General features: G+C 67.7%; 21 protein-coding genes. 6 read left to right on the forward strand and 15 right to left on the reverse strand.

All coding sequences use genetic code 11. The annotated features are described in order from the left end of the window. Positions 1-38 precede the first annotated feature (38 nt). Positions 39-1265: a serine hydrolase domain-containing protein gene (locus C0481_RS08415; protein ID WP_293402596.1), complete on the forward strand. Its 1227-nt coding sequence runs from the start codon at positions 39-41 to the stop codon at positions 1263-1265. Positions 1266-1388: 123 nt separating this feature from the next. On the opposite strand, the gene C0481_RS08420 is transcribed toward C0481_RS08415, so the two are convergent. Genes C0481_RS08420 through dusB form a run of 3 tightly spaced genes read right to left on the reverse strand, consistent with a single transcriptional unit; the run spans position 1389 to position 4941 of the window. After that, positions 1389-2810, reverse strand: coding sequence for a sigma 54-interacting transcriptional regulator (locus C0481_RS08420; RefSeq protein ID WP_293402691.1), 1422 nt, complete (start codon positions 2808-2810; stop codon positions 1389-1391). Positions 2811-2815: 5 nt separating this feature from the next. After that, positions 2816-3937 (reverse strand): ATP-binding protein, encoded by a 1122-nt coding sequence (locus C0481_RS08425; RefSeq protein ID WP_293402598.1) that lies wholly within the window; start codon positions 3935-3937, stop codon positions 2816-2818. Beyond that, complete coding sequence (gene dusB / locus C0481_RS08430; protein ID WP_293402600.1) at positions 3934-4941, reverse strand: tRNA dihydrouridine synthase DusB; 1008 nt, start codon at positions 4939-4941, stop codon at positions 3934-3936. The genes C0481_RS08425 and dusB overlap by 4 nt, the downstream gene beginning before the upstream one ends. A 90-nt stretch (positions 4942-5031) precedes the next feature. On the opposite strand from dusB, the gene C0481_RS08435 reads away from it, so the two are divergent. Further along, positions 5032-6177, forward strand: a complete 1146-nt coding sequence (locus tag C0481_RS08435) for a bifunctional 2-C-methyl-D-erythritol 4-phosphate cytidylyltransferase/2-C-methyl-D-erythritol 2,4-cyclodiphosphate synthase (protein WP_293402602.1) — start codon at positions 5032-5034, stop codon at positions 6175-6177. Here the strand turns inward: C0481_RS08435 and C0481_RS08440 are convergent. Beyond that, the gene (locus tag C0481_RS08440; RefSeq protein ID WP_293402604.1) at positions 6174-8420 is read right to left on the reverse strand and encodes a fused MFS/spermidine synthase; all 2247 of its coding nucleotides are present in this window, start codon (positions 8418-8420) and stop codon (positions 6174-6176) included. The two genes, C0481_RS08435 and C0481_RS08440, sit on opposite strands and share 4 nt — an antisense overlap. 85 nt (positions 8421-8505) lie before the next feature. Between C0481_RS08440 and C0481_RS08445 the strand changes: the two genes are divergently transcribed. Next, positions 8506-8997, forward strand: coding sequence for a CinA family protein (locus C0481_RS08445; protein WP_293402606.1), 492 nt, complete (start codon positions 8506-8508; stop codon positions 8995-8997). Here C0481_RS08445 and C0481_RS08450 read toward each other — a convergent pair. Then, positions 8994-9443 (reverse strand): SRPBCC family protein, encoded by a 450-nt coding sequence (locus tag C0481_RS08450; RefSeq protein WP_293402608.1) that lies wholly within the window; start codon positions 9441-9443, stop codon positions 8994-8996. The two genes, C0481_RS08445 and C0481_RS08450, sit on opposite strands and share 4 nt — an antisense overlap. Positions 9444-9447: 4 nt before the next feature. Beyond that, positions 9448-10410, reverse strand: a complete 963-nt coding sequence (gene lipA / locus C0481_RS08455; protein ID WP_293402610.1) for a lipoyl synthase — start codon at positions 10408-10410, stop codon at positions 9448-9450. 77 nt (positions 10411-10487) lie between these two features. On the opposite strand from lipA, the gene C0481_RS08460 reads away from it, so the two are divergent. The 3 genes from C0481_RS08460 to C0481_RS08470 all read left to right on the forward strand — a co-directional run bounded on the left by C0481_RS08460 (position 10488) and on the right by C0481_RS08470 (position 13629). Then, positions 10488-11498, forward strand: a complete 1011-nt coding sequence (locus C0481_RS08460) for an alpha/beta hydrolase (protein ID WP_293402612.1) — start codon at positions 10488-10490, stop codon at positions 11496-11498. Between the two features lie 126 nt (positions 11499-11624). Continuing rightward, the gene (locus tag C0481_RS08465; RefSeq protein ID WP_293402614.1) at positions 11625-13178 is read left to right on the forward strand and encodes an AMP-binding protein; all 1554 of its coding nucleotides are present in this window, start codon (positions 11625-11627) and stop codon (positions 13176-13178) included. Between the two features lie 46 nt (positions 13179-13224). After that, entirely contained in the window at positions 13225-13629 is a 405-nt protein-coding gene (locus C0481_RS08470; RefSeq protein WP_293402616.1) for a DoxX family protein, read from the forward strand. Between the two features lie 34 nt (positions 13630-13663). On the opposite strand, the gene lpdA is transcribed toward C0481_RS08470, so the two are convergent. The 9 genes from lpdA to C0481_RS08515 form a co-directional block, all read right to left on the reverse strand. Next, positions 13664-15064 carry a dihydrolipoyl dehydrogenase gene (lpdA, locus tag C0481_RS08475; RefSeq protein ID WP_293402618.1) on the reverse strand — a complete coding sequence of 467 codons (1401 nt, stop codon included), beginning with the start codon at positions 15062-15064 and terminating at the stop codon, positions 13664-13666. 14 nt (positions 15065-15078) lie between these two features. After that, complete coding sequence (locus C0481_RS08480; RefSeq protein WP_293402620.1) at positions 15079-16362, reverse strand: pyruvate dehydrogenase complex dihydrolipoamide acetyltransferase; 1284 nt, start codon at positions 16360-16362, stop codon at positions 15079-15081. 11 nt (positions 16363-16373) lie between these two features. Next, positions 16374-16808 (reverse strand): aldehyde-activating protein, encoded by a 435-nt coding sequence (locus tag C0481_RS08485; protein ID WP_293402622.1) that lies wholly within the window; start codon positions 16806-16808, stop codon positions 16374-16376. A 13-nt stretch (positions 16809-16821) separates the two neighbouring features. Beyond that, positions 16822-18189, reverse strand: a complete 1368-nt coding sequence (locus C0481_RS08490) for a pyruvate dehydrogenase complex E1 component subunit beta (protein ID WP_293402624.1) — start codon at positions 18187-18189, stop codon at positions 16822-16824. After that, entirely contained in the window at positions 18186-19226 is a 1041-nt protein-coding gene (gene pdhA / locus C0481_RS08495) for a pyruvate dehydrogenase (acetyl-transferring) E1 component subunit alpha (RefSeq protein WP_293402626.1), read from the reverse strand. Before pdhA ends, C0481_RS08490 begins: the two co-directional genes overlap by 4 nt. A gap of 76 nt (positions 19227-19302) precedes the next feature. Further along, positions 19303-19599: a septum formation initiator family protein gene (locus C0481_RS08500; protein ID WP_293402628.1), complete on the reverse strand. Its 297-nt coding sequence runs from the start codon at positions 19597-19599 to the stop codon at positions 19303-19305. Between the two features lie 118 nt (positions 19600-19717). After that, a complete protein-coding gene (eno, locus tag C0481_RS08505; RefSeq protein WP_293402630.1) occupies positions 19718-20998 on the reverse strand; it encodes a phosphopyruvate hydratase in 1281 nt (426 codons plus the stop codon). Between the two features lie 165 nt (positions 20999-21163). Beyond that, positions 21164-21346 carry a 50S ribosomal protein L32 gene (rpmF, locus tag C0481_RS08510; protein ID WP_056018768.1) on the reverse strand — a complete coding sequence of 61 codons (183 nt, stop codon included), beginning with the start codon at positions 21344-21346 and terminating at the stop codon, positions 21164-21166. Positions 21347-21439: 93 nt separating this feature from the next. Next, positions 21440-21796 carry an MmcQ/YjbR family DNA-binding protein gene (locus C0481_RS08515; protein ID WP_293402632.1) on the reverse strand — a complete coding sequence of 119 codons (357 nt, stop codon included), beginning with the start codon at positions 21794-21796 and terminating at the stop codon, positions 21440-21442. Between the last annotated feature and the right edge of the window lie 110 nt (positions 21797-21906).

Genomic DNA, 21906 nt, shown 5'->3' on the forward strand with positions numbered 1-21906 from the left:
GTTGGCGTCCGCCTCGCCACCAACGACCAGGACCCGACATGGCCGATCCCCGTTCCCTTGGCTTCTGCCCCGACCGCCTCGCCAAGCTCGACCGCTTCATCAGCGAGAAGTACCTGCAGCCTGGCCGCATGCCCTGCGCCCAGGTGCTGATCGCGCGCCACGGCGAGATCGTGCACGAGTTCGTCGGCGGCCAGCGCGACTTGGCCCGGGGACTGGCCTGCGAGGCCGACACCGTCTTCCGCATCTATTCGATGACCAAGCCGATCACCTCCGTCGCCTTCATGATGCTGGTCGAGGAAGGCAAGGTCGCGCTCGACGATCCGGTCCACCGCTTCATTCCCGAATGGGCCAACCTCGGCGTCTTCAACGCCGGAAGCACCGGCGGCTTCCTGACCAAGCCCGTCACGCGCCCGATGCAGATGGTCGACCTGCTGCGCCACACGTCCGGACTGACCTACGGCTTCCAGAACCGCACCAATGTCGACGCCGCCTATCGCAAGGCCGGGGTCGGCGAGATCGGCAGCACCTTGCCGCTGGAGGCGATGATCGAGACGCTGGCGACCCTGCCGCTCGAGTTCTCCCCCGGCGAGGCCTGGAACTACTCAGTGTCCACCGACGTGCTGGGCTACCTGGTCGGCAAGATCGCCGGCATGCCCTTCGAAGAGTTCCTGCAACAGCGGATCTTCGCGCCGCTGGGCATGATCGACACCGGCTTCCGGGTCCGCGAGGGCCAGGGCGGGCGCCTCGCCGCCTGCTACAACGCCACCCCGAAGGGCGGACTGGACCTGCAGGACGACGCCACCACCAGCCCCTACCTGCAGCCGCCGTCGTTCGTTTCCGGCGGCGGCGGGCTGGTCTCGACCGCCGCCGACTACATGAAATTCTGCCAGATGCTGCTGAACCGCGGCGAGTACGGCGGCGTCCAGCTCATCGCCCCCAAGACCCTCGACCTGATGACCGCCAACCACTTGCCCGACGGCAAGGACCTGACCCAGCTGTCGCGCTCGCTGTTCTCGGAGGCGACCAACGCCGGCGTCGGATTCGGCCTCGGCTTTGCGGTGGTGCAGGACGCGCCGCGAACCCTGGTCCCCTGCAGCGACGGCGAGTTCTACTGGGGCGGCGCGGCCAGCACAGCCTTCTGGGTCGACCCGGCCGAGGACCTCTCGGTGGTATTCATGACCCAGGTGCTGCCCTCGTCGGCCTATCCCATCCGGCGAGAGCTGCGGACCCTGGTCTACTCGGCCCTGACCGAGCCAGCCGTCTGATCGGCCGCGCTAGACCCTTTCCGGTTCAGGTGGAATCACCTGAACCGGACAAAAAGGGTCTATCTTCAAAGATTTAGAGCGTGTCGGTCGCTTCAACCGGCTTCCACTTGAAGCTGTCACGCTCTAGCGGCGGCCGCGGGCCATCTCGACGCCCAGGTCCTGGATCTTCTTGCGCAGGGTGTTGCGGTTGAGACCCAGGATCTCGGCCGCGCGCACCTGGTTGCCACGCGTGGCGGCCAGGGTCAGCTGGATCAGCGGTCGCTCGATTTCCTCAAGCACCCGATCATAGAGTCCGGCCGGCGGCACGCCGTCCGGCTGCTCGGCGAAGTAGCCGCCCAGGTGCCGCTCGACGAGGGTGGCCAGGGTCACCGGCCCCTCGTGCCCCGGAATCGCCGGCTGCTGGTCGGCCAGTTCGCGCTCGACGATCCGCGCAGTAATCAGCTCCTCGGCATAGAGCGCGCAGATCCGCCGGATCAGGTTCTCCAGCTCCCGGACATTGCCCGGCCAGCCATGCAGCTTCAGGCGCTCCAGGGCGCTGGCGTCGATGGTCTTGGCCGGCAGGCCCTCGCGGTTGGCGCGCAGCAGGAAGGCCCGCGCCAGATCTGGGATGTCCTCGGTGCGATCGCGCAGCGGCGGCAAGCGCAACGGCGCGACGTTCAAGCGGAAGAACAGGTCTTCGCGGAACAGGCCCTGCTGGATCAACGCCCGCAGGTCGCGGTTGGTCGCCGCGATGATCCGCACATTGGGCGGTCGGCCGGTCTTGGGGTTCAGCGACTGCTCGGACCCGTCGATCACCCGCAGCAGGCGGGTCTGGGCATCCAGCGGCATGTCGCCGATTTCGTCGAGGAACAGCGTCCCGCCGTCAGCCTCGACCAGCTTGCCGTAGTCCCCGTCGTCGCGACCGAACAGCTCCGCCTCGACCCGCTCGCGCGGGACGGCGGCCAGGTTGATGACGACGAACTTGCCGTCCTTGCGTCGGCCCATGTCGTGCAGGGCCCGCGCCACCAGTTCCTTGCCGGTGCCGCTCTCGCCGAGGATCAGCACCGTCAGGTCGGCCCCGACCAGGCGGGCGATCGTGCGATAGACGTCCTGCATCGGCCCGGACCGGCCGATCAGCGGCAACCGCTCGTCGCGCACTGCTCGGGCCTGCGCCTTGGTGGCCTCGCTGTCGGCCGGCCGCGACAGCGCCCGCCGCGCCGCCGAGGTCATGTCGTCGAGGTCGAATGGCTTGGAGACGTAGTCGAACGCCCCGGCGTCGGCCGCGTTGACCGCGGTCAGCAGGGTGTTCTGTGCGCTCATCACGATGACCGGCAGTCGCGGCCGCTCCTTGCGGATGCGCGGCAGCACGTCGAACACGTTTTCGTCCGGCATCACCACGTCGGTAACGACCAGGTCGCCTTCGCCGTCCGAAACCCACTTCAGCAAGGTGGTGGCGTTGCCGGTGGCGCGCACCTGATAGCCCAGCCGCGTGAAGGCCTGGCTCAGCACCAGCCGGATCGACGCGTCGTCATCAGCGATCAGGATCTTCTTGCTGGCGTTCGTCATCGCATTCATGCCGGCGTATCCTCTCCAGACGCGATCGGCAGGAGCACACGGAAGGTCGTGCGCCCCGGCTCGGATTCGAAATCGATCAGGCCGCCGTGCCCGGCGACCAGTTTGGCGACCAGGGCCAGGCCCAGGCCCGCCCCGTGGGTCTTGCTGCTGACGAACGGCTGGAACAGGCTCTCGCGTAGATGCGCGGGCACCCCGGGGCCGTTGTCCTGGACCCGGATCTCCAGCGGCGCGCCGCGCAGGACGTGGCCCTTGGCGGCGCGAACCTTCACGCCATGACGGTATCCGGTGTGAACCGTGATCGCTCCGCGGCCGTCGCCGCGTCCATGCGCCGCCTCAGCGGCGTTCTTCACCAGGTTCAGGAAGATCTGGATCAGCTGATCCTCGTCGCCATAGGCGGGCGGCAGCGAGGGATCGTAGTCGTCGGTGAGCGTCAGGCCGTCGGCGACGCCGTTGGCGGCGAGCGCCTTCACCCTGTCGAGCACCTGGTGAATGTTGATCGGCTTGCAGTCGGGCAAGGCGTCGTCGGAGAACGCCTCCATTCGATCGACCAGGCGTCGAACGCGGTCGGTTTCGTCGACGATCAGCTGGGCGAGCGGGGCGTCCTCGGCCCGCGCGCCCGCCTTCAGGAGCTGGGCGGCGCCGCGAATGCCTGCCAGCGGATTCTTGATCTCATGGGCCAGCATGTGGCCCAGCCCTACGATGGTCCGCAGGCCCGCCTGCTCCGCGCCGGTCCGCTCGCCGCCCAGCGCCCCGCCCTTGACGTGCAAGGTCAGCAACACAGACCCATCGGCGAGCGGGGCCGCCGCGCCGTCCGCCTCGAAGGACGGGTGCCCGAACAGGCTGATTTCCACGCCACGCTCGCGGACCCGAACCCCTTCCTCCAGGGCCCGATCCAGCAGCGAGACCAGCGCCGATCCCGGCGGCAACGCCGCGCCGAACCGACCGCGGGTCAACAACCCCAGCCCTTGACCGAACAACGCCTCGGCCGCCTCGTTGACCGCGACCAGCGCTCCGTCACGGCTGACCACAAGGGCCGGTTCCGGAGAGACGTCGAAGGCGCTCGACTTCAGAAGCTCCAGGTTCAGGCCGGGCGGCGCCGCGCGGGTCTGGTTGGTCATGCGGCAAGTCTCGGTTGGGGTTCACGCCACAAAGCGGTCAGGCCGGCTTCGACCTCCGCCGGATCGTCCAGCCGGCACAGCGTCGAGCGTGCGGCGCGGCGCGCCTCGGCCGTCTCCGGCCAGGGCGCATTCTCGATGTAGGAGGCCAGATGCTTGCGGAAGATCCGCAGCCCGAGCCGATCGCCGTAGAAGTTCAGGCTGTCGCGGAAGTGCTCCAGCGCGATCTCCAGACGCCGCTCTGCATGCGGTTCCTCGAACGCGCGGCCGGCCAGTTCGGCTTCGATCTGGGTGGCGACCCAGGGCCGCCCGTAAACGCCGCGGCCGACCATCACCCCGTCGGCACCCGAGGCCGCGAGCGCTTGGCGCGCGCTGTCGCCGTCGATGATGTCGCCATTGACGATGACCGGGATCGAAACCGCTTCCGTCACCGGGCGCACGGCGCTCCAGTCGGCGGTGTCCTTGTAGAATTGGCAGCGCGTGCGGCCATGAATGGTCACCGCCCGTGCGCCGCGGGCCTGGGCCCGCGCGGCGATGTCCGGCGCGTTCTTCGAGGCTGCATCCCAGCCCAGCCGCATCTTCACCGTGACCGGCACGTCGACGGCGTCGACCGCCGCGGCGATCAGGCTCTCGGCCAAGTCCGGCTCGCGCATCAGCGCCGAACCGGAGAGTACGCCAGTCACTTCCTTGGCCGGGCAACCGAAGTTGAGATCGATGATCTGGGCCCCGGCCTGCGCCGCCAGGCGCGCGCCTTCGGCGATATGGGCCGGGTCGCGACCGACCAGTTGCACGACCATCAAGGGCAAACCCTCGCCCACCGCCGCGCGGCGCACGACGTCGGGTCGGCCCTTGGAGAACTCGGCGCAGGCGACCATCTCGGTCGCGACATAGCTCGCGCCCAGCTTGCTAGCGGCCTTGCGGAACGGCAGGTCGGACACGCCGGTCATCGGCGCGATCCAAGCGCGGCCGCCGACTTCCACATCCCCGATCTTGAGCGTGCTGCTCATTTTGTAATCACCCCTACCGCCTCTGTTTTAGGCAAATTGTGCACCGCCGTAAAGCCTAGACAGCAGGCGTGCGCGCCCTAAACAGACCCCATGGATTTCTCAGCCGTCATCGTCGCCGCCGGTTCCAGCACACGCGCCGGCCCAGGCGCGCCCAAGCCTTGGCGCAGCTTGGGAGGACGCCCGATCCTGTCATGGTCGATCGAAGCCCTCGCCGCGGCGGGGGCGCGACAGATTGTCGTCGTCGTCGCCGAGGCCTGGATCAGCGAAGCAGCCGAACTGCTGCAGGGCGTTCCGGGCGCGCTCGCGGTTCGCGGCGGGGCGACACGGGCGGAATCGGTGCAGCAGGGCCTGGCCGCGCTGCCGGCCGGCGACACCGCAGCCGTTCTGGTGCACGACGCCGCCCGCCCTTTCCTGACGACCGCTCACGTCCGCGGCCTGCTCGCCGCCCTTGAGGTCGCGGACGGGGCGGTCCCTGCCCTGCCCGTCGCCGACACCCTCAAGCGCGGCCGCGACGTCGTCGCTGAAACCGTGTCGCGCGACGGGCTTTGGCGAGCCCAGACCCCGCAGGCCTTCCGGCTGGACGTCCTGCGCGCAGCCTACGCCGCCTGGCCGGCGGACGCCGAGCCCACCGACGACGCCGCGGTCGTGGAACGCGCCGGCGGCAAGGTCGCCATCGCTCCCGGCGATCCGCGGCTGATGAAACTGACCTATCCGGAGGACTTCGCCATGGCCGAGCAACTGGCGGGCGGCGCACGCATCACCCGTATCGGCCAGGGCGTCGACGCCCACCGCTGGGGCCCTGGCGAGGCGGTCTGGCTATGCGGGGTGAAGATCGAGCACGACCAGACCCTGATCGGCCACTCTGACGCCGACGCCGGGCTCCACGCCCTGACCGACGCCATCCTGGGCGCCATTGGCGAAGGCGACATCGGCGAACACTTCCCGCCGTCCGACCCGCAATGGAAGGGCGCGGCCTCCGACAGGTTCCTGCTGCACGCGGTCGAAATCCTGACGAACAAGGGCGGCCGGATCGTCAACGCCGACGTCACCCTGGTCTGCGAGCGACCCAAGATCCGCCCGCACCGCGACGCCATGCGCCAACGCCTGGCCGAACTGTTGGGCGTGCCGCTCGACCGCGTCAGCGTGAAGGCCACGACCACCGAAGGCATGGGCTTCACCGGCCGCCAGGAGGGCCTGCTGGCCCAGGCGATCGTGGCGGTGGAAACGCCCGCCTAGGGCAGCCAGGGCCAGCTCACCTTCAGCTGAGCGTACATCGCCCCGGCGAGGTTCATGTAGTCGTCGGTCCAAGGCCGGACCGCGGTCGGATCGGTCGGCGACCAGCGCTTGTCGGCCTCGTAAGGCGCCAGGGCGGCCACGCTGCGGGTCACGATCATCGCGTCCTCGGCCGACTCCCAGAGCGGGGGGCTGCCCTTGGCCGGGCTGTGGCGCTGGATCAGCGCAAAGCCGCCCGCCGCCTCAGCGACCGCCATGGCCGGCGCGCGCAGCTCGAGATTGCGGTTCGACAGGTGCACGATGAGCACGCCGTCGGGCTTCAGCTTGGCTAGATAGCCCTTCATCGCTTCGACGGTCAGCAGATGCGCCGGCACCGCATCGGATGAGAAGGCGTCGATAAGCAGCACGTCGAAGGTTCCGTCCGGCTGCTTGGCCAACGTCAGGCGCGCATCGCCGACCACATAGTCGATCGCCCCGCCCGCGCAGGTCGTCGTGTAGCTGAAGAGTTTGGGATTGGTCGCCAGCCGGATCACCAGCGGATCGATCTCGAAGAAGGTCAGGTGATCGCCCTTGCGGGTGTAGGCCGCGACCGCCCCGGTGCCGAGGCCGACGGCCCCGACCCGCAGGGGCGTCGGACGCTTGATCTCATGGCTGAACACCTGCCCGATCGGCGTCTCCGGCGCGTAGTAGACCAGCGGTCGGCACATGTAGCGCGGGTCCTGGGCTTGGGCGCCGTGCAGGGTCGTGCCGTGCGACAGCATCTTTACCGGCCCGCCCATCGCCGGCACTGGCATTTCCGACTGTCGCAACACCCCGAAGAAGCTGCGCCAGCTCTGGCGCACGTCGACGCGGTCGCCGACCAGGGTCGCAGACATCGACAGAACCGCCACCAGGCCGAAGAAGACGATCATCTGACGGCGGATCACGAACGCGCAAACCGTCGCCACGAGCAACAGCCCGATGACGATGAACTTCAGGTGGTCGGCCATCCCGAACTTCAAGGCGATCACCGGCGCAGCAGCCGCTGCGACGGCTCCGAGCGTGAAGGTCGTCCAGCGCCACGGCTCGACGGGCTGGAGCCCTGGCCTCGCCAGACAGGCCAGCACCAGGACCAGCGGATATTCCCAGACGTTGACGAAGATCACCGGCGCCAGGAAGGCGTTGAACGCCCCGCCGACCACGCCGCCGAACGACATCCAGAGATAGAACTCCGTCAGATGGGAAGGATTGGGCCGCCTGGCGACCAGCGCCTGATGGCACATCAGCGCCGTCAGGAAGAAGGCGCCCAGGTGCACAAAGAGCTGATGCGCGAAGTTGGCCTCCTTGAACGGCATCAACGCCGCGCAGGCGACCACCGCCGCGGCCTGCAGCGTCAGCGTCAGTTCCGACGAAATGATCGGCTTGTCCGAGAAGGCGATGATGAAGGTCAGCAGATAGAGGGCCAACGGGATGACCCAGAGGAACGGCGCCGAGGCCACGTCCGTGGTGATGTGGGTGGTCACTCCCAGCATCAGGCTGGACGGGATCGCCGCCAGCCCGACCCAGATCGCCCGATCGCGCCAGGACGGCGCAGGCCCAGCAGCAACGGCAGGCGCTTCGATCGTCGCGACGCGCGCTCTCGACACGAACAGCGCCAGGATTGCCATCAGCACGACGAAGGCCACGTACCCGGTGCTCCAGCCAGCCGTCTGGCCGTGCAGGGTGGCGAGCGGCTCGACCAGCGCCGGATAGGCCAGCAGCGCCAGCAGGCTGCCCAGGTTGGACGCCGCATACAGCGCGTAAGGCTCGGCCCCGGTCTCGGCATGGATGGTGCGCGCGTGCCAAGCCTGCACCAGCGGCGCCGTGGCCGACAGGATGGCGAACGGCGCGCCTATCGACACCGCCAGCACCCCCAGCAGCCAGAGCGACGGATAGTCGGACGACGGCTCGCCCAGCACGCCCGTCACCCGCAGCGGCAAGGCCAGGGCCGCGACCAGCAGCGCTGCCACGTGCACCAGAGCCTGACCCCGCACCGAGCGGATCTTCTGGAGAAAGTGGGCGTAGCCATAGCCGACCAGCAGTGCGGCCTGGAAGAAGGCGATGGAGGTGTTCCACACCGACGAACTGCCGCCCAGCAGCGGCAGCACCAGCTTGGCCACCATCGGCTGGACCAGAAACACCAGACCCGCGCTGGCGAAGGTCGTCACCGCAAAAAGGACCGGAGAGATCGAGGCGGCTGGCCGTTCGGCCCGTTCTAACGTGGTCATGGGATCGAATCGGCTTGTGTGGGGGGCTTCGGCGATGTTGTGGTCAGCCTTCGCCCTTGCCTAGAGCCCGCTGGAGTCGCCCCGCATGTTTTCCCTTGAGATCGAAACCCTGGCGCGGCTGCTGATCGACGAAGCGCGCGAGCGCTCGCTGCGCATCGTCACGGCCGAAAGCTGCACGGGCGGGCTGGTCGCCGGCGCGATCTGTTCGATCCCGGGCGCCTCCGACGTCTTCGAGCGCGGCTTCGTCGTCTACACCAACCGCGCCAAGCAGGAACTGCTGGGCGTGCCCGGAGATCTGATCGCCGACCTGGGCGCGGTGTCCGAGCCGGTCGCCCGGATGATGGCCGAGGGCGCGCTGGAAGCCTCGAACGCCCACGTCGCGGTCGCCGTCACCGGCGTGGCGGGGCCCGGCGGCGGCACGCCGATGAAGCCGGTCGGCACCGTGCACATCGCCACGGCGCGCTCGAACCAAGCGCTGATGCATCGTTCCGAACTGTTCGACGGCGTGACCCGCGCCGATATCCAGGAGCAGGCGGTGCAGGCCGCGCTGCAAGCGCTGCGCGACCGCATGACCTAGGCGGGGTAAAGCGCCCTCGCCCGCCCTTCGAAGCAGGCCATCAGCCGATCGACGGCGTGGTTGAAGTTCGCATCCAGCACCCCAGTCAGCAGCCGGGTCTTGAACTCGAAGTCGATGTCGAACTCGATCCGGGTTCCGCCCGGCGCCTCCACGAAGCGCCAGCGGTTCACCAGGTGCTTGAACGGCCCTGACAGCAGTTGCACGTCGATCTGCCGCGCATTGGCGTCGCGCCGCACGCGCGTCGAGAACGCCTCCTTGAGGAACGCAAAACCCACCCCGACCTTGGCGTCGAGCTGGCTCACGCCCTCGGCCGGCGAGGTGTGGTTCCAGGTCCGCAGGGATTGGACCCACGGCACGAACTGCGGATAGGCCTCCACGTCGCCAACCAGCGCAAAGAGCTGGTCGGGCGCAAAGGGCAGCACCTTCTCGATATGATGGCGCGGCAAGCGGTTAGGCCGCCGCGTCCTTGGCGAGCCGCGCCGCCTTGAGCCGGGCGAAGTCCTCGCCCGCATGGTGGGACGAACGGGTCAGCGGGCTGGCCGAGACCATCAGGAAGCCCTTGGCGCGGGCGATCTCTTCGTAGGCCTTGAACTCTTCAGGCGTCACGAAGCGGTCGATGGCGGCGTGCTTGCGGGTCGGCTGGAGGTATTGGCCGATGGTCAGGAAATCGACGCCGGCCGAACGCATGTCGTCCATGACCTGCATGACCTCTTCCTTGGCCTCGCCCAAGCCGACCATGAGGCCCGACTTGGTGAACTGGTTAGGGTCGCGTTCCTTCACTCGCTCCAGCAGGCGCAGCGAGTGGTAATAGCGCGCGCCCGGCCGGATCGAGAGATAAAGCCGCGGCACGGTCTCGAGGTTGTGGTTGAAGACGTCGGGCTTGGAGTCGATGACGATCTCGGCCGCGCTCGGCGCCTTGCGCAGGAAGTCCGGCGTCAGGATTTCGATGGTCGTGCCGGGCGCCGCGGCGCGGATCGCATGCACCACCGCGGCGAAGTGCGCGCCGCCGCCATCGGCCAGGTCGTCGCGATCGACCGAGGTGATGACCACATGCTTCAGACCCATCTTCCGCACGGCGTCGGCGACGCGCGCGGGCTCAGTCGGATCGAGCGGCAGCGGCTTGCCGGTGCTGACATTGCAGAAGGCGCAGGCGCGGGTGCAGATTTCGCCCATGATCATCATGGTCGCGTGGCTCTGGCTCCAGCACTCGCCGATGTTCGGGCAAGCCGCCTCTTCACAGACCGTGGTGAGCCCATGCTCTTTCACGATCGAGCGCGTGGCGTTGTAGCCGGGCGAGCCCGGAGCGCGCACACGCAGCCATTCCGGCTTTCGCAGGATCGGCGTATCGGGGCGTGACTGCTTTTCGGGATGTCGGGGCCGTGGCCCCCCGATGGTGTCGATGACGGTCGCCATAAGGCCTAGATCGGCTTTCTAACCCTCCGGATCAAGGCGTGATTGAGCGGCCCGGCGACGCATGGTCAAACTCGGCCATGGTTCGCGCGTGTCTGCTCGCCGCTCTGGTCCTTTCCCTTGCGGCCTGCGGGCGCGACGGCGGCCGCGAGCCCTTCGCCGAAAGCCGCACCCCAGCCTCGCTGGCGCCGCGGTTCTACCCGCCGGAAGGCTGGGCCTGGGGCTATATCGGCGTTGGCGACCAGCCGCTGCAGCGATACGGCGTCGCCAGCACCAAGCGAGTTCCGGTCGCCACTGTGGTGATCGTGCCCGGCTACGGCGAAACCGCAGAGCTTTGGTTCGAGACCGCGTCGGACCTGATCGGGCGCGGCTACACGGTCTGGATCCTCGACCGCGCCGGCCAGGGCGGATCAGGCCGCTACGCCCTGCCCCGCGACCTCGGCTTCACCCCCTCGTTCGATCCGGAGGTCGCAGCCCTGCGCGAATTGGTGCGGGTGGTTGTCCGCCCGACGCCTACAGCGCCGCTCGTTCTGCTGACCCAGGCCGACGGCGCGGTGGTCGCGCTCAGCGCGGTCCGCTCGGGCCTGAAGGTCGACGGCGTCGTCGCCAGTGCGCCGCAGATGGCCGCCGCTCCGGAGAAGGCCCTGCTCGGACCGGTGAAGCGCGCCTCCGCGCCGCCCCCCGGCTGGAAGCCCTGGAGCCGGGAGACCCCAGACGATCGGGCCGCGGGCCGCACGCACGACGCCTGGCGCGGACAGGTCGGTCACGCCTGGATGGCCGCCAATCCCGACCTGCGGCTGACCGGCCCCAGCCTCGGCTGGGCGAACGCCTTCGAGACCGCCAGCCGGGTGCTTGAGTCCGGCGCACAGCAGGTCAGGCCGCCAGTGCTGATGCTCAATCCCGAGGCGCGGGCCGCCGCCTTCTGCGGGCGACTGCCAGACTGCACGGTCAACAGGTTGGCAGGCGCACGCAGCGCCCTGCACCTCGAAGCCGATCGTTGGCGGCGTCCCTGGCTCGATGCAGTCGGGGCGTTCATCGACGCCCGCCACGCCGCCCCTGCGACGATTTCAGCAGCCGCGGCAAGAGCTTAAGCGCCTGACCACACTTGACGCGCAAGTCGAAGCTCACGACCTGTTACACATCTTTTCAACCTCGGGCGTCAGCTATAGGCTCGCGCCCAACAATAATCGGCGAGACGTTCGGGGAGGTTTTCGCCTTTGTCGCGTTCTTTTGATCCGCGTTCGTGCGAGCGCTCTCTTTTCGATGCGCTGGTCGACGCGCGCGCCACCTACGGCGCTAAGAAGCCGATCCTGGAAGACCAGGAGCGCAAGCCGCTCACCTATACCGATCTGATCCGCGCCTCCTTCGCGCTGGGCCGGAAGATCGCGGCCATGACGACCGAAGGCGAGCGGGTCGGCGTCATGCTGCCGGCCAGCGCCGGGGCCGTGGTCACCTTCTTCGCGCTGCATGCGTTCGGCCGCACGCCGGCGATGCTCAATTTCACCGCCGGCATCCGCAACCTGAAGGCCGCCTGCGAGCTGGCCGGGGTCAAGCGCGTGCTCACGTCGCACCGCTTCATCGAGCAGGGCAAGCTGCACGACCTGATCGACGCGCTCGAGCCGATCGCGACGGTCACCTATCTTGAGGACGTGCGCGAGACGGTCGGCTTGTCGGACAAGCTGTTCGCCGCCGCCGCCGGGGCCTTCCCCAAGCGGTTCCGCGCGGCGACCAAGCCATCCGATCCAGGCGTGATCCTGTTTACGTCCGGCAGCTTCGGCGCGCCGCGCGGCGTGATCCTCAGCCAGGCGAACCTGATCGCCAATGTGGAGCAGGTCGCGGCGCACATTCCCCTCGATCCGTCTTGGGTGATGTTCAACCCGCTGCCGACCTTCCATTGCTTCGGCCTCACCGGCGGGGTGCTGCTGCCGTTGATGAAGGGCATGAAGGCGTTCGAGTACCCCTCGCCGCTGCACGTCAAACAGATCCCGCCGCTGATCAAGGACACCGGTGCCTCGATCCTGTTCGCCACCGACACCTTCCTCAACCAGTACGCCCGCGCCGCAGAGCGCGACGAACTGTCGGGTCTGAAGTTCATCGTCTGCGGCGCCGAGAAGGTGCGTGACGAGACCCACAATCTGATCCGCGATCGCTTTGGCGACATCCCGGTGCTGGAAGGCTATGGCGCGACCGAGGCCTCGCCCGTGATCGCTGTGAACAAGCCCACCGACAACCGCCGCGGCACCGTCGGCGGGCTGCTGCCGGGCATCGAGACCAAGCTTGAAAAGGTCGAGGGCATTCCCGGCGGCGGGCGGCTGTTTGTACGCGGCCCGAACATCATGTCCGGCTACCTGACCGAGAACGGGCTCGAGCCGCCGCCAGGCGGTTGGCACGACACCGGCGACGTCGTCGACATCACCTCCGACAACTGGATCAAGATCCTCGGGCGAGTGAAACGCTTCGCCAAGGTCGGCGGCGAAATGGTCTCGCTGACCGCCGCCGAAGACATCGCCACCGCCGTCTGGCCTGACAGCCGCCATGCGGTGATCGCCATGCCCGACCCGAAGAAGGGCGAACGACTGGTGTTGGTCACCGACCGACGAGACGCCGACTCCAGCCCGCTTGTCGCCCACGCCCAGGCGATCGGTGCGCCGGAACTGGCCGTGCCGCGCAAGATCATCCGGGTCACCGAGATCCCTGTGCTGGGCACCGGCAAGACCGACTACGTGGCGATCACGCGGATGGCGGAGGCCGACGGGCGCCGCGCCGCCTGATCCCGACTGCATCGCGCCGCTCCGGCGCCGATTGGGAGGGACTGCTATGCCGAACCTCGAGGCCTGGGCGCCGCGGGTGCTGAGCCTGCTGCGCATCATCGCCGCCCTGCTCTTCATGGAGCACGGCCTGATGAAGCTGTTCCACTTCCCGGCGCCGCAGCCCGGCGCGCCCGATCCGTTGCCGATGATGCTTCTCGCCGCCGCCTGGATCGAGGTGATCGGCGGCGGTTTGCTGGCGCTGGGCCTGTTCACGCGGCTGGCGGCGTTCGTCTGTTCGGGACAGATGGCGGCGGCCTACTTCATCGCCCACGGCTCGCAGGGCTTCTGGCCGGCGCTCAACGGCGGCGAGCCGGCGATCCTGTTCTGCTTCGTGTTCTTCTATCTGGTCTTCGCGGGCGGCGGCGCCTGGAGCCTCGACGCCATGCGGCGCGGACGCCGCCGACGCCTGTAGTCAGAGGGCGCCTGGAAAGGCGCCCTCGTCTCCATCAGATGTGCAGGACGCGGCCGTAGGCGTCGAGCGCGGCCTCGTGCATCGCTTCGCTCATGGTCGGGTGCGGGAAGACGGTGGCGAACACCTCTTCCTCGGTCGCCTCCAGGGTGATGGCCAGGGTGAAGCCCTGGATCATCTCGGTGACTTCCGCGCCGATCATGTGCGCGCCGATCAAAGCGCCGGTCTTGGCGTCGAACACGGTCTTCACGAAGCCCTCGGTCTCGCCGGACGCGATGGCCTTGCCGTTCACCTTGAACGGGAAGCGGCCGACCTTGGCCTCGATCCCCTGCTCCTTGGCCTGCGCCTCGGTCAGGCCGACGGAGGCGATCTGCGGGGTCGAATAGGTGCAGCCGGGGATCGGCGAGCTGAGGTTGTTCGGCTTAAGGCCAGCGATGTGCTCGACGCAATGCACGCCCTCGTGGCTGGCCTTGTGCGCCAGCCAGGGCGGACCGGCGACGTCGCCGATGGCGTAGAGGCCCGGGACGCCGGTGCCGCCGTGGCCGTCGGTGACCACGTGGGTCTTCTCGACCTTCACGCCCAGGCCTTCGAGCCCAAGGTCCTCGACGTTGCCGACGATGCCGATGGCCACGATGGCGATGTCGGCTTCCAGCGTCTCGGCCTTGCCGCCGACTTCCAGTTCGATCGACACGCCGGTCTTGGACTTGGCGAGTTTCTTGACGCTGGCGCCGACCCGGAACTTCAGGCCGCGCTTTTCAAACGCTTTGTGAGCGGCCTTGGAGACTTCCTCGTCCTCGACCGGCAGGATGCGCGGCAGCGCCTCGATCACCGTCACGTCAGAGCCCAGGGCACGATAGAAGCTGGCGAACTCAATGCCGATGGCGCCGGATCCGATGACGATCAGCGACTTCGGCGCCGCCTTCGGAACCATGGCCTCGCGATAGGTCCAGATGCGATCGCCATCCGGCTCCATGCCGACGGCGGGGACCGTGCGCGCCCGCGCGCCGGTCGCCAGGATCACGTGCTTGGCCTGAACGGTCCGCGAACCGCCAGCCTTCAGCGCCACGACCACCTTCGGCGCGCCCTGCCCCTTCTCGAGCTTGGCGACGCCTTCGATGACCTCGATCTTGTGCTTCTTCATCAGGAAGCCGACGCCGGAGTTCAGCTGGCCGGCGACCTTGCGCGAGCGCTCGACGATCTTGCTGAAGTCGAAGCTCGCCTTCTCGATCTTGAGGCCGTAGTCGGCCAGGTGGCCGAGGTTCTCGTAAGCCTCGCCCGACTTGAGGAGCGCCTTGGTCGGAATGCAGCCCCAGTTCAGGCACACCCCGCCCAGCGCCTCGCGCTCGACGATAGCGGTCTTGAAGCCCAGCTGGCTGGCGCGGATGGCGGTCACATAGCCGCCCGGGCCCGAGCCGATGACGATGACGTCGAAATCCATGACTTACTGCTTCCTCAGACGATCATCGTGATGGGGTCTTCGATCAGGGCCTTGAAGGCCTGTAGCCAGCGCGCGCCGGTCGCGCCGTCCACCACGCGGTGATCGCAGGACAAGGTGACGGTCATCACCGTGGCGATCGCCAGTTGGCCGTTCTTGACCACCGGACGCGGCTCGCCGGCGCCGACCGACAGGATGCAGCCCTGCGGTTCGTTGATGATCGAGCCGAACGACTTGATGCCGAACATCCCAAGGTTCGACACCGAGAAGGTGCCGCCCTGGAACTCCTCGGGCTTCAGCTTGCGGGTGCGCGCGCGCTCGGCCAGGTCCTTGGCCTCGACCGCGATCTGGGCCAGGCCCTTGGTCTCGGCCTTGCGGATGATCGGGGTGATCAGGCCGCCCTCGATCGCCACGGCCATGGCGATGTCGGCGTTGTGGTGCATGGCGATGCCTTCGGGCGAATAGGACGCGTTCGCCTCCGGCACCTGCTTCAGCGCCACGGCGGCGGCCTTGATCACCAGGTCGTTGACGCTGACCTTCACGCCCTGCTTCTCCAACATGGCGTTGATCTTGGCGCGGCTGGCCAACAGGCCGTCGATCTCCAGGTCGATGGTCAGCGGGAAGTGTGGCACATCGCGGAAGCTGTCGGTCATCCGCCGCGCGACGGTCTTGCGCATGCCGTCCAGCGGGATGAGATCGTAGCTGCCGTCCGGGATGCCCATCTGGGCCAGGCTCAGCGCCTGACGCGGCGCAGACGCGGCCGCCGCAGCGCCAGCGGCCGGCTTGGCCGCTTGAGGCGTCGCGCCCTCGACGTCGCGCTTGATGATGCGTCCGTGCGGGCCCGAGCCCTGCACCTGGGCGAGATCCAGCCCCTTCTGCCCGGCGATCCGGCGCGCCAGCGGCGAGGCGAAGACCCGCTCGCCCGAGGTCCGGGCGGGCGCGGGGGCCGCTGCAACGGGCGCAGGAGCCGGCTTCGGCGCTTCGGTCTTCGCCGGTTCGGCCTTCGGAGCTTCCGCCTTCGCCCGTTCAGCCTTGGGCGCCGGAGCTGCAGCGCCGGCGTCGTCGCCGCTCAGCCGCGCGATTGGGGTGTTGACCTTCACGCCCTCAGCGCCTTCCGGCACCAGGATGTCCTCGACCACGCCCTCATCGACCGCCTCGACCTCCATGGTCGCCTTGTCGGTCTCGATCTCGGCGATCACGTCGCCGGACGAAACCTTGTCGCCCTTCTTCACGTGCCACTTGGCGAGCGTGCCCTCTTCCATGGTCGGAGAGAGCGCGGGCATCAGAACATCAATGGACATCTTCAAGCTTCTCAGGCGCTGGGCGAGGCTTCGACAAGCACGGTAGGCGTCCAGCGCGCCTTTCGCCGGGCCAGCCTGTCCTCGTCAGTTTCGTCGTCATAGGCGACGGGTTCTCCAGAGCGGCCGGAGAACCCGTCGAGGGCGACGCCCGCCACGTTCAGCGTGGCGAGCATCGTGTTTTCGAGCTGGATGACCGAGGCGACGTAGACGCCGCACTCCTCGCAGAGCAGAGCCTCCACCATCCGCCGGCCGAACCGGTAGCGGTTGAGCGATCCGGGAGCCGCCTCGATGTTGAGCCGGCAGTCCGGGTCGCTGGTGGTCATGGCCCCGTGTCGCCGGCAAAAGCCGCATTGGCAGGACCGCAGCGGAAGCTCGCCGGCCGGCTTGCCGGTCTCGAGCTCCACCCGGATCGCGCCGCAGTGGCAGTGGCCGGCAAGCGTGGTCATGAGCGCCCGGTCATCACTTGTAGGCGACCGCCTTGGCCGCCTTCACGATGTCCTCGACCGAGGGCAACGAGAGGGCCTCCAGGTTGGCCGCGTAGGGCAGCGGCACGTCCTTCTGGTGCACGCGGGCCGGCGGCGCGTCCAGATAGTCGAACGCATGCTCCAGCACCCGCGCCACGACCTCGGCGCCGACGCCCATCGGGCCCCAGCCTTCTTCGGCCGTGACCAGGCGGTTGGTCTTCTTGACGCTCTCGACGATGGTCTCGTGGTCGAGCGGACGCAGGGTGCGCAGGTCGATGACCTCCGCCTCGATGCCCTCGGCCGCCAGTTCCTCGGCCGCCTTCAGGGCCAGCCCGACCATCCGCGAGTGGGCGGTGATGGTCACGTCCTTGCCTTCGCGGCGGATCTTGGCCTTGCCGATCGGCACCACCCAGTCGACGTCCTCGGGAACGTCGAACTCCTGGCCGTACATCATCTCGTGCTCGAGGAAGACGACGGGGTTCGGATCGCGGATCGCCGCCTTCAGCAGGCCCTTGGCGTCGGCCGCATCGTACGGCGCGACGACCTTCAGACCAGGGACCTGGGCGTACCAGGCCGAGTAGTCCTGGCTGTGCTGGGCGCCCACGCGGGCCGCAGCGCCGTTGGGACCGCGGAACACCACCGAGCATTTGATCTGGCCGCCGGACATGTAGAGCGTCTTGGCGGCGGAGTTGATGATGTGGTCGATCGCCTGCATGGCGAAATTCCAGGTCATGAACTCGACGATCGGCTTCAGCCCGGCCATGGCGGCGCCGACGCCGAGCCCGGCGAAGCCGTACTCGGTGATCGGGGTGTCGATGACGCGCTTGTCGCCGAACTCCTGCAGCAGGTCGCGGCTGACCTTGTAGGCGCCCTGGTACTGGGCGACTTCCTCGCCCATCAGGAACACCTTGTCGTCCTTGCGCATCTCCTCGGCCATCGCGTCGCGCAGCGCGTCGCGGATGGTGGTCTTCACCAGCTTTACGCCCTCGGGCAGCTCGGGATCACGCAGTTCGACCTTGGGAACCACCGGCGCCGTCGCCTCGCCTTCCGGCCGCGGCTCGGCAGCCGGGGGAGCGGCGGCCTCGGGTTCCTTGGCCGCTTGGGTCGGAGCCGCGGCAGGCGCGCCGTCGCCGGAGAGACGGGCGATCGGAGTGTTCACCTTCACGCCTTCGGAGCCTTCAGGAACAAGGATCTCCTCGACCGTGCCCTCGTCGACGGCCTCGACCTCCATGGTCGCCTTGTCGGTCTCAATCTCGGCGATCACGTCACCGGACCGGACCGCGTCGCCCTTCTTCACGTGCCACTTGGCGAGGGTGCCTTCCTCCATGGTCGGGGAAAGCGCAGGCATAAGGACGTCGGTCACTGAGCGGCCTCCAGATAGACGTCCGTATAGAGTTCGGAGGGTTCAGGCTCGGGCGAGGTCCGGGCGAACTCGGCGGAATCGGCGACGATCGCCTTCACTTCGGCGTCGATGGCCTTGAGCGCGGCTTCGTCGGCCCACCCGTTCTTCTCCAGCAGTTCCTGGACATGGTCGATCGGGTCGCGGGTCTTGCGCACCTCGTCGACTTCGTCGCGGGTCCGGTACTTGGCCGGGTCGCTCATCGAGTGGCCGCGATAGCGATAGGTCTTCATCTCGAGGATGTAGGGCCCCTCGCCGGAACGCGCGTGGTCGGCGGCCTTCTGGGCGGCCGCCTTCACGGCCAACACGTCCATGCCGTCGACCTCTTCGCCCGGGATCCGGAACGACGAGCCGCGCTTGTGGAGATGGGTCTCGGACGACGAGCGTTCGATCGAGGTGCCCATGGCGTACTGGTTGTTCTCGATCACGTAGACGACCGGCAGGTTCCACAGCCGAGCCATGTTGAAGCTCTCGTAGACCTGGCCCTGGTTGGCCGCGCCGTCGCCGAAGTAGGTGAACGAAACCTTCTTGTTGTCGCGGTAGTGGTTGGCCAGCGCCAGGCCGGTGCCGAGCGCGACCTGCGCGCCGACGATCCCGTGCCCGCCGTAGAAGTCGGCTTCGGTCGAGAACATGTGCATCGACCCGCCCTTGCCCTTCGACGAGCCGCCGACGCGGCCGGTCAGCTCGGCCATGACCTCGCGCGGATCCATGCCGCAGGCGAGCATGTGGCCATGGTCGCGATAGCCGGTGATGACTTGGTCGCCAGGCTCCTTGATCGCCTGCACGCCGACCGCGATCGCTTCCTGGCCGATGTAGAGGTGGCAGAAGCCGCCGATCAGGCCCATGCCGTAGAGCTGGCCGGCTCGCTCCTCGAAGCGGCGGATCAGCAACATGTCGCGATAGTACTTGAGCAGCTCGTCCTTGGTCACGCCGCCTACGGCGCCGCCGTCGGAGTCATTGCTCTTGCGCTTAGCTGCGGAGCTGGTTTGCCCACGCGCCATCTGTCTCTCCCGTAGGAATGATTTTGCGCGGTTAAATTCCACGCTTTCGGGTCGTTAATGAACGAACGAATCCGCCCTAGGGCTTCACGCGGACCACATAGTCGTTCGGATGCCCGAAACCTAGCAGGGAACGGGCACGTTCTTCCAGTAGGTCGGCAGATAGGCTGGAATCGCGCAGAAGCTTAGCGCGGGCCTCCAGATCCTGGCGCTGGGCGCGCAGGTCGGCGAGTTCCTGGGACTTGGCCGCGAGGGCCGCATCCCGTTGCGTGGATGACAAAAGGCCACGCTCGCCGGTGAAGGCATGGAACCCGAAATAGAAGATCAGGAGCACGAGCGCCGCGGTCGGCAGATATGGACGGAAGCGCGCGAACACGGTCGAATCTAAGACTCCTGATCAGCGACATCTCACGCAAACGTGCTTAATTTCCGGTTACAAACACCGGTTCGGCGGGCCGGATGCGAAAAATCCTGCCCGCCGAAGTCAGCGCGTCCTAGCGCTGCTTGAGCGCCTTGGCGCCGAGATAGATCGCCTGGTCGCCCAGCTCTTCCTCGATACGCAGCAGTTGGTTGTACTTGGCGGTACGGTCCGAGCGGGCCAGCGAGCCGGTCTTGATCTGACCGCAGTTCATGGCGACCGCGAGGTCGGCGATGGTCGAGTCCTCGGTCTCGCCCGAGCGGTGGCTCATCACCGACGTGTAGCCAGCGCGGTGGGCCATTTCGACGGCGTCCATGGTCTCGGACAGCGTGCCGATCTGGTTGACCTTCACCAGGATCGAGTTGGCCAAGCCCTTGTCGATGCCCATCGACAGGCGGGCCGGATTGGTCACGAACAGATCGTCGCCGACCAGCTGCACCTTGCCGCCGAGGGCCTCGGTCAGCAGCTTCCAGCCCTCGAGGTCGTCCTCGGCCGCCCCGTCCTCGATGCTGACGATCGGGAAGTTCTTCACCAGACCTTCCAGGTACTTGACCATGCCGGCCGGATCGAGGGTCTTGCCCTCGCCTTCCAACACGTACTTGCCGCCCTTGAAGAACTCGGTCGAAGCGACGTCGAGACCCAGCTGGAAGTCCGAACCGGCCTTGTAGCCCGCCGCCTCGCCCGCCTTGACGATGAAGGCCAGGGCTTCTTCAGCCGAGCCGATGTTGGGAGCGAAACCGCCCTCGTCGCCAACATTGGTGTTGTGACCGGCGTCCTTCAGAGCCTTCTTCAGGCCGTGGAAGATTTCAGCGCCCATCCGCAGCCCTTCGGCGAAGGTCGGGGCGCCGGTCGGGAGGATCATGAATTCCTGGATGTCGATCGGGTTATCGGCGTGGGCGCCGCCGTTGATGATGTTCATCATGGGCACGGGCAGCACGCGGGCCGAGACGCCGCCGACGTACTTGTAGAGCGGCAGGCCGGCGCTGATGGCCGCGGCCTTGGCGGTGGCCAGGCTGACGCCCAGGATCGCGTTGGCGCCCAGGCGAGCCTTGTTCGGCGTGCCGTCCAGTTCGATCAGGCGCTGGTCGAGGCGACGCTGGTCCTCGGCGTCGAAGCCCGACAGCGCGTCGTAGATCTCGCCATTGACGGCCTCCACGGCCTGCAGGACGCCCTTGCCGCCGTAGCGGCTCTTGTCCCCGTCCCGCTTCTCGACCGCCTCGTGCGCGCCCGTGGAGGCCCCGGACGGGACCGCCGCGCGCCCCAGCGAGCCGTCTTCCAGGACGACATCGACTTCGACCGTCGGATTGCCGCGGCTATCCAGGATTTCACGGGCTGTGATGTCGATGATTTCGGTCATGGGAGCTCCAGGTCTTTGGGCGGGAAAGGCGCGCGTTCGTTTAGCCACCTTCGTCCGCGTGAGCAAATCGCCAGCCCGCCGCGCCCATGCAAAAGCCCCCGCCCGGCATCCCGGACGGGGGCTTTCGAAACTCGCCGGCGCGCGAGGCGCCGGAACGTCGATGGCTTAGTCAGCCTTCGGCGTGATGACCTGACGGCCCTTGTACATGCCGGTCTTCAGGTCCACGTGGTGCGGACGCTTCAGTTCGCCGGTTTCCTTGTCTTCGACATAGGAGTTGGCGCCCAGCGCGTGGTGCGAGCGTCGCATGTTGCGCCGCGAGGGGGATACTTTTCGCTTCGGAACGGCCATCGGAAAATCTCGCAGGCGTAGAAAATGGAGAAGGCGGCCGAACGGGCGGCCGCCGACGTGAGCGCGGGTGTATGCCGGAAAACGTCCGCGGTTTCAACCGCCCTTGTGAATCCCGTGCAAAACGTTTGCCTGTAAGGCCTTCGGGGCCACCTGCACCCAGGCCATCCGCATCAGCTTGGCCAAATCGGCCTCGTCGATTCGCTCGAACCACACAAAAGTCGAGCCATTCTTGCCCCAATAGCCCGGAACCGGCTCGACGACGCCGGGCCTGCCCTCAGCCAGGTTGTGCTGATCTTCGGGATCGAGCTTGAGCATCGTCCGCGGCTGGTCCTGGTGGATCGTGCAGAAGATCTTCTTACCGACGCGGAACGACGGCATGCCGTGATGATCGGCCTCGTAGGCCTCGGGCTGGGCGAGCGCGATGCTGCGAACGTCGTCACGGGTCAGCATCGGGCGAATAGACCCCAGAAACCACCGCTATTGAAGCCTCCTCGATCCTCCCCTCTTTGGGGGAGGTGGATCGGCGCAAAGCGCCGAGACGGAGGGGGACTGCTCTCAAG

The organism is Phenylobacterium sp., from assembly GCF_013822795.1.
Taxonomy (GTDB): domain Bacteria; phylum Pseudomonadota; class Alphaproteobacteria; order Caulobacterales; family Caulobacteraceae; genus Phenylobacterium.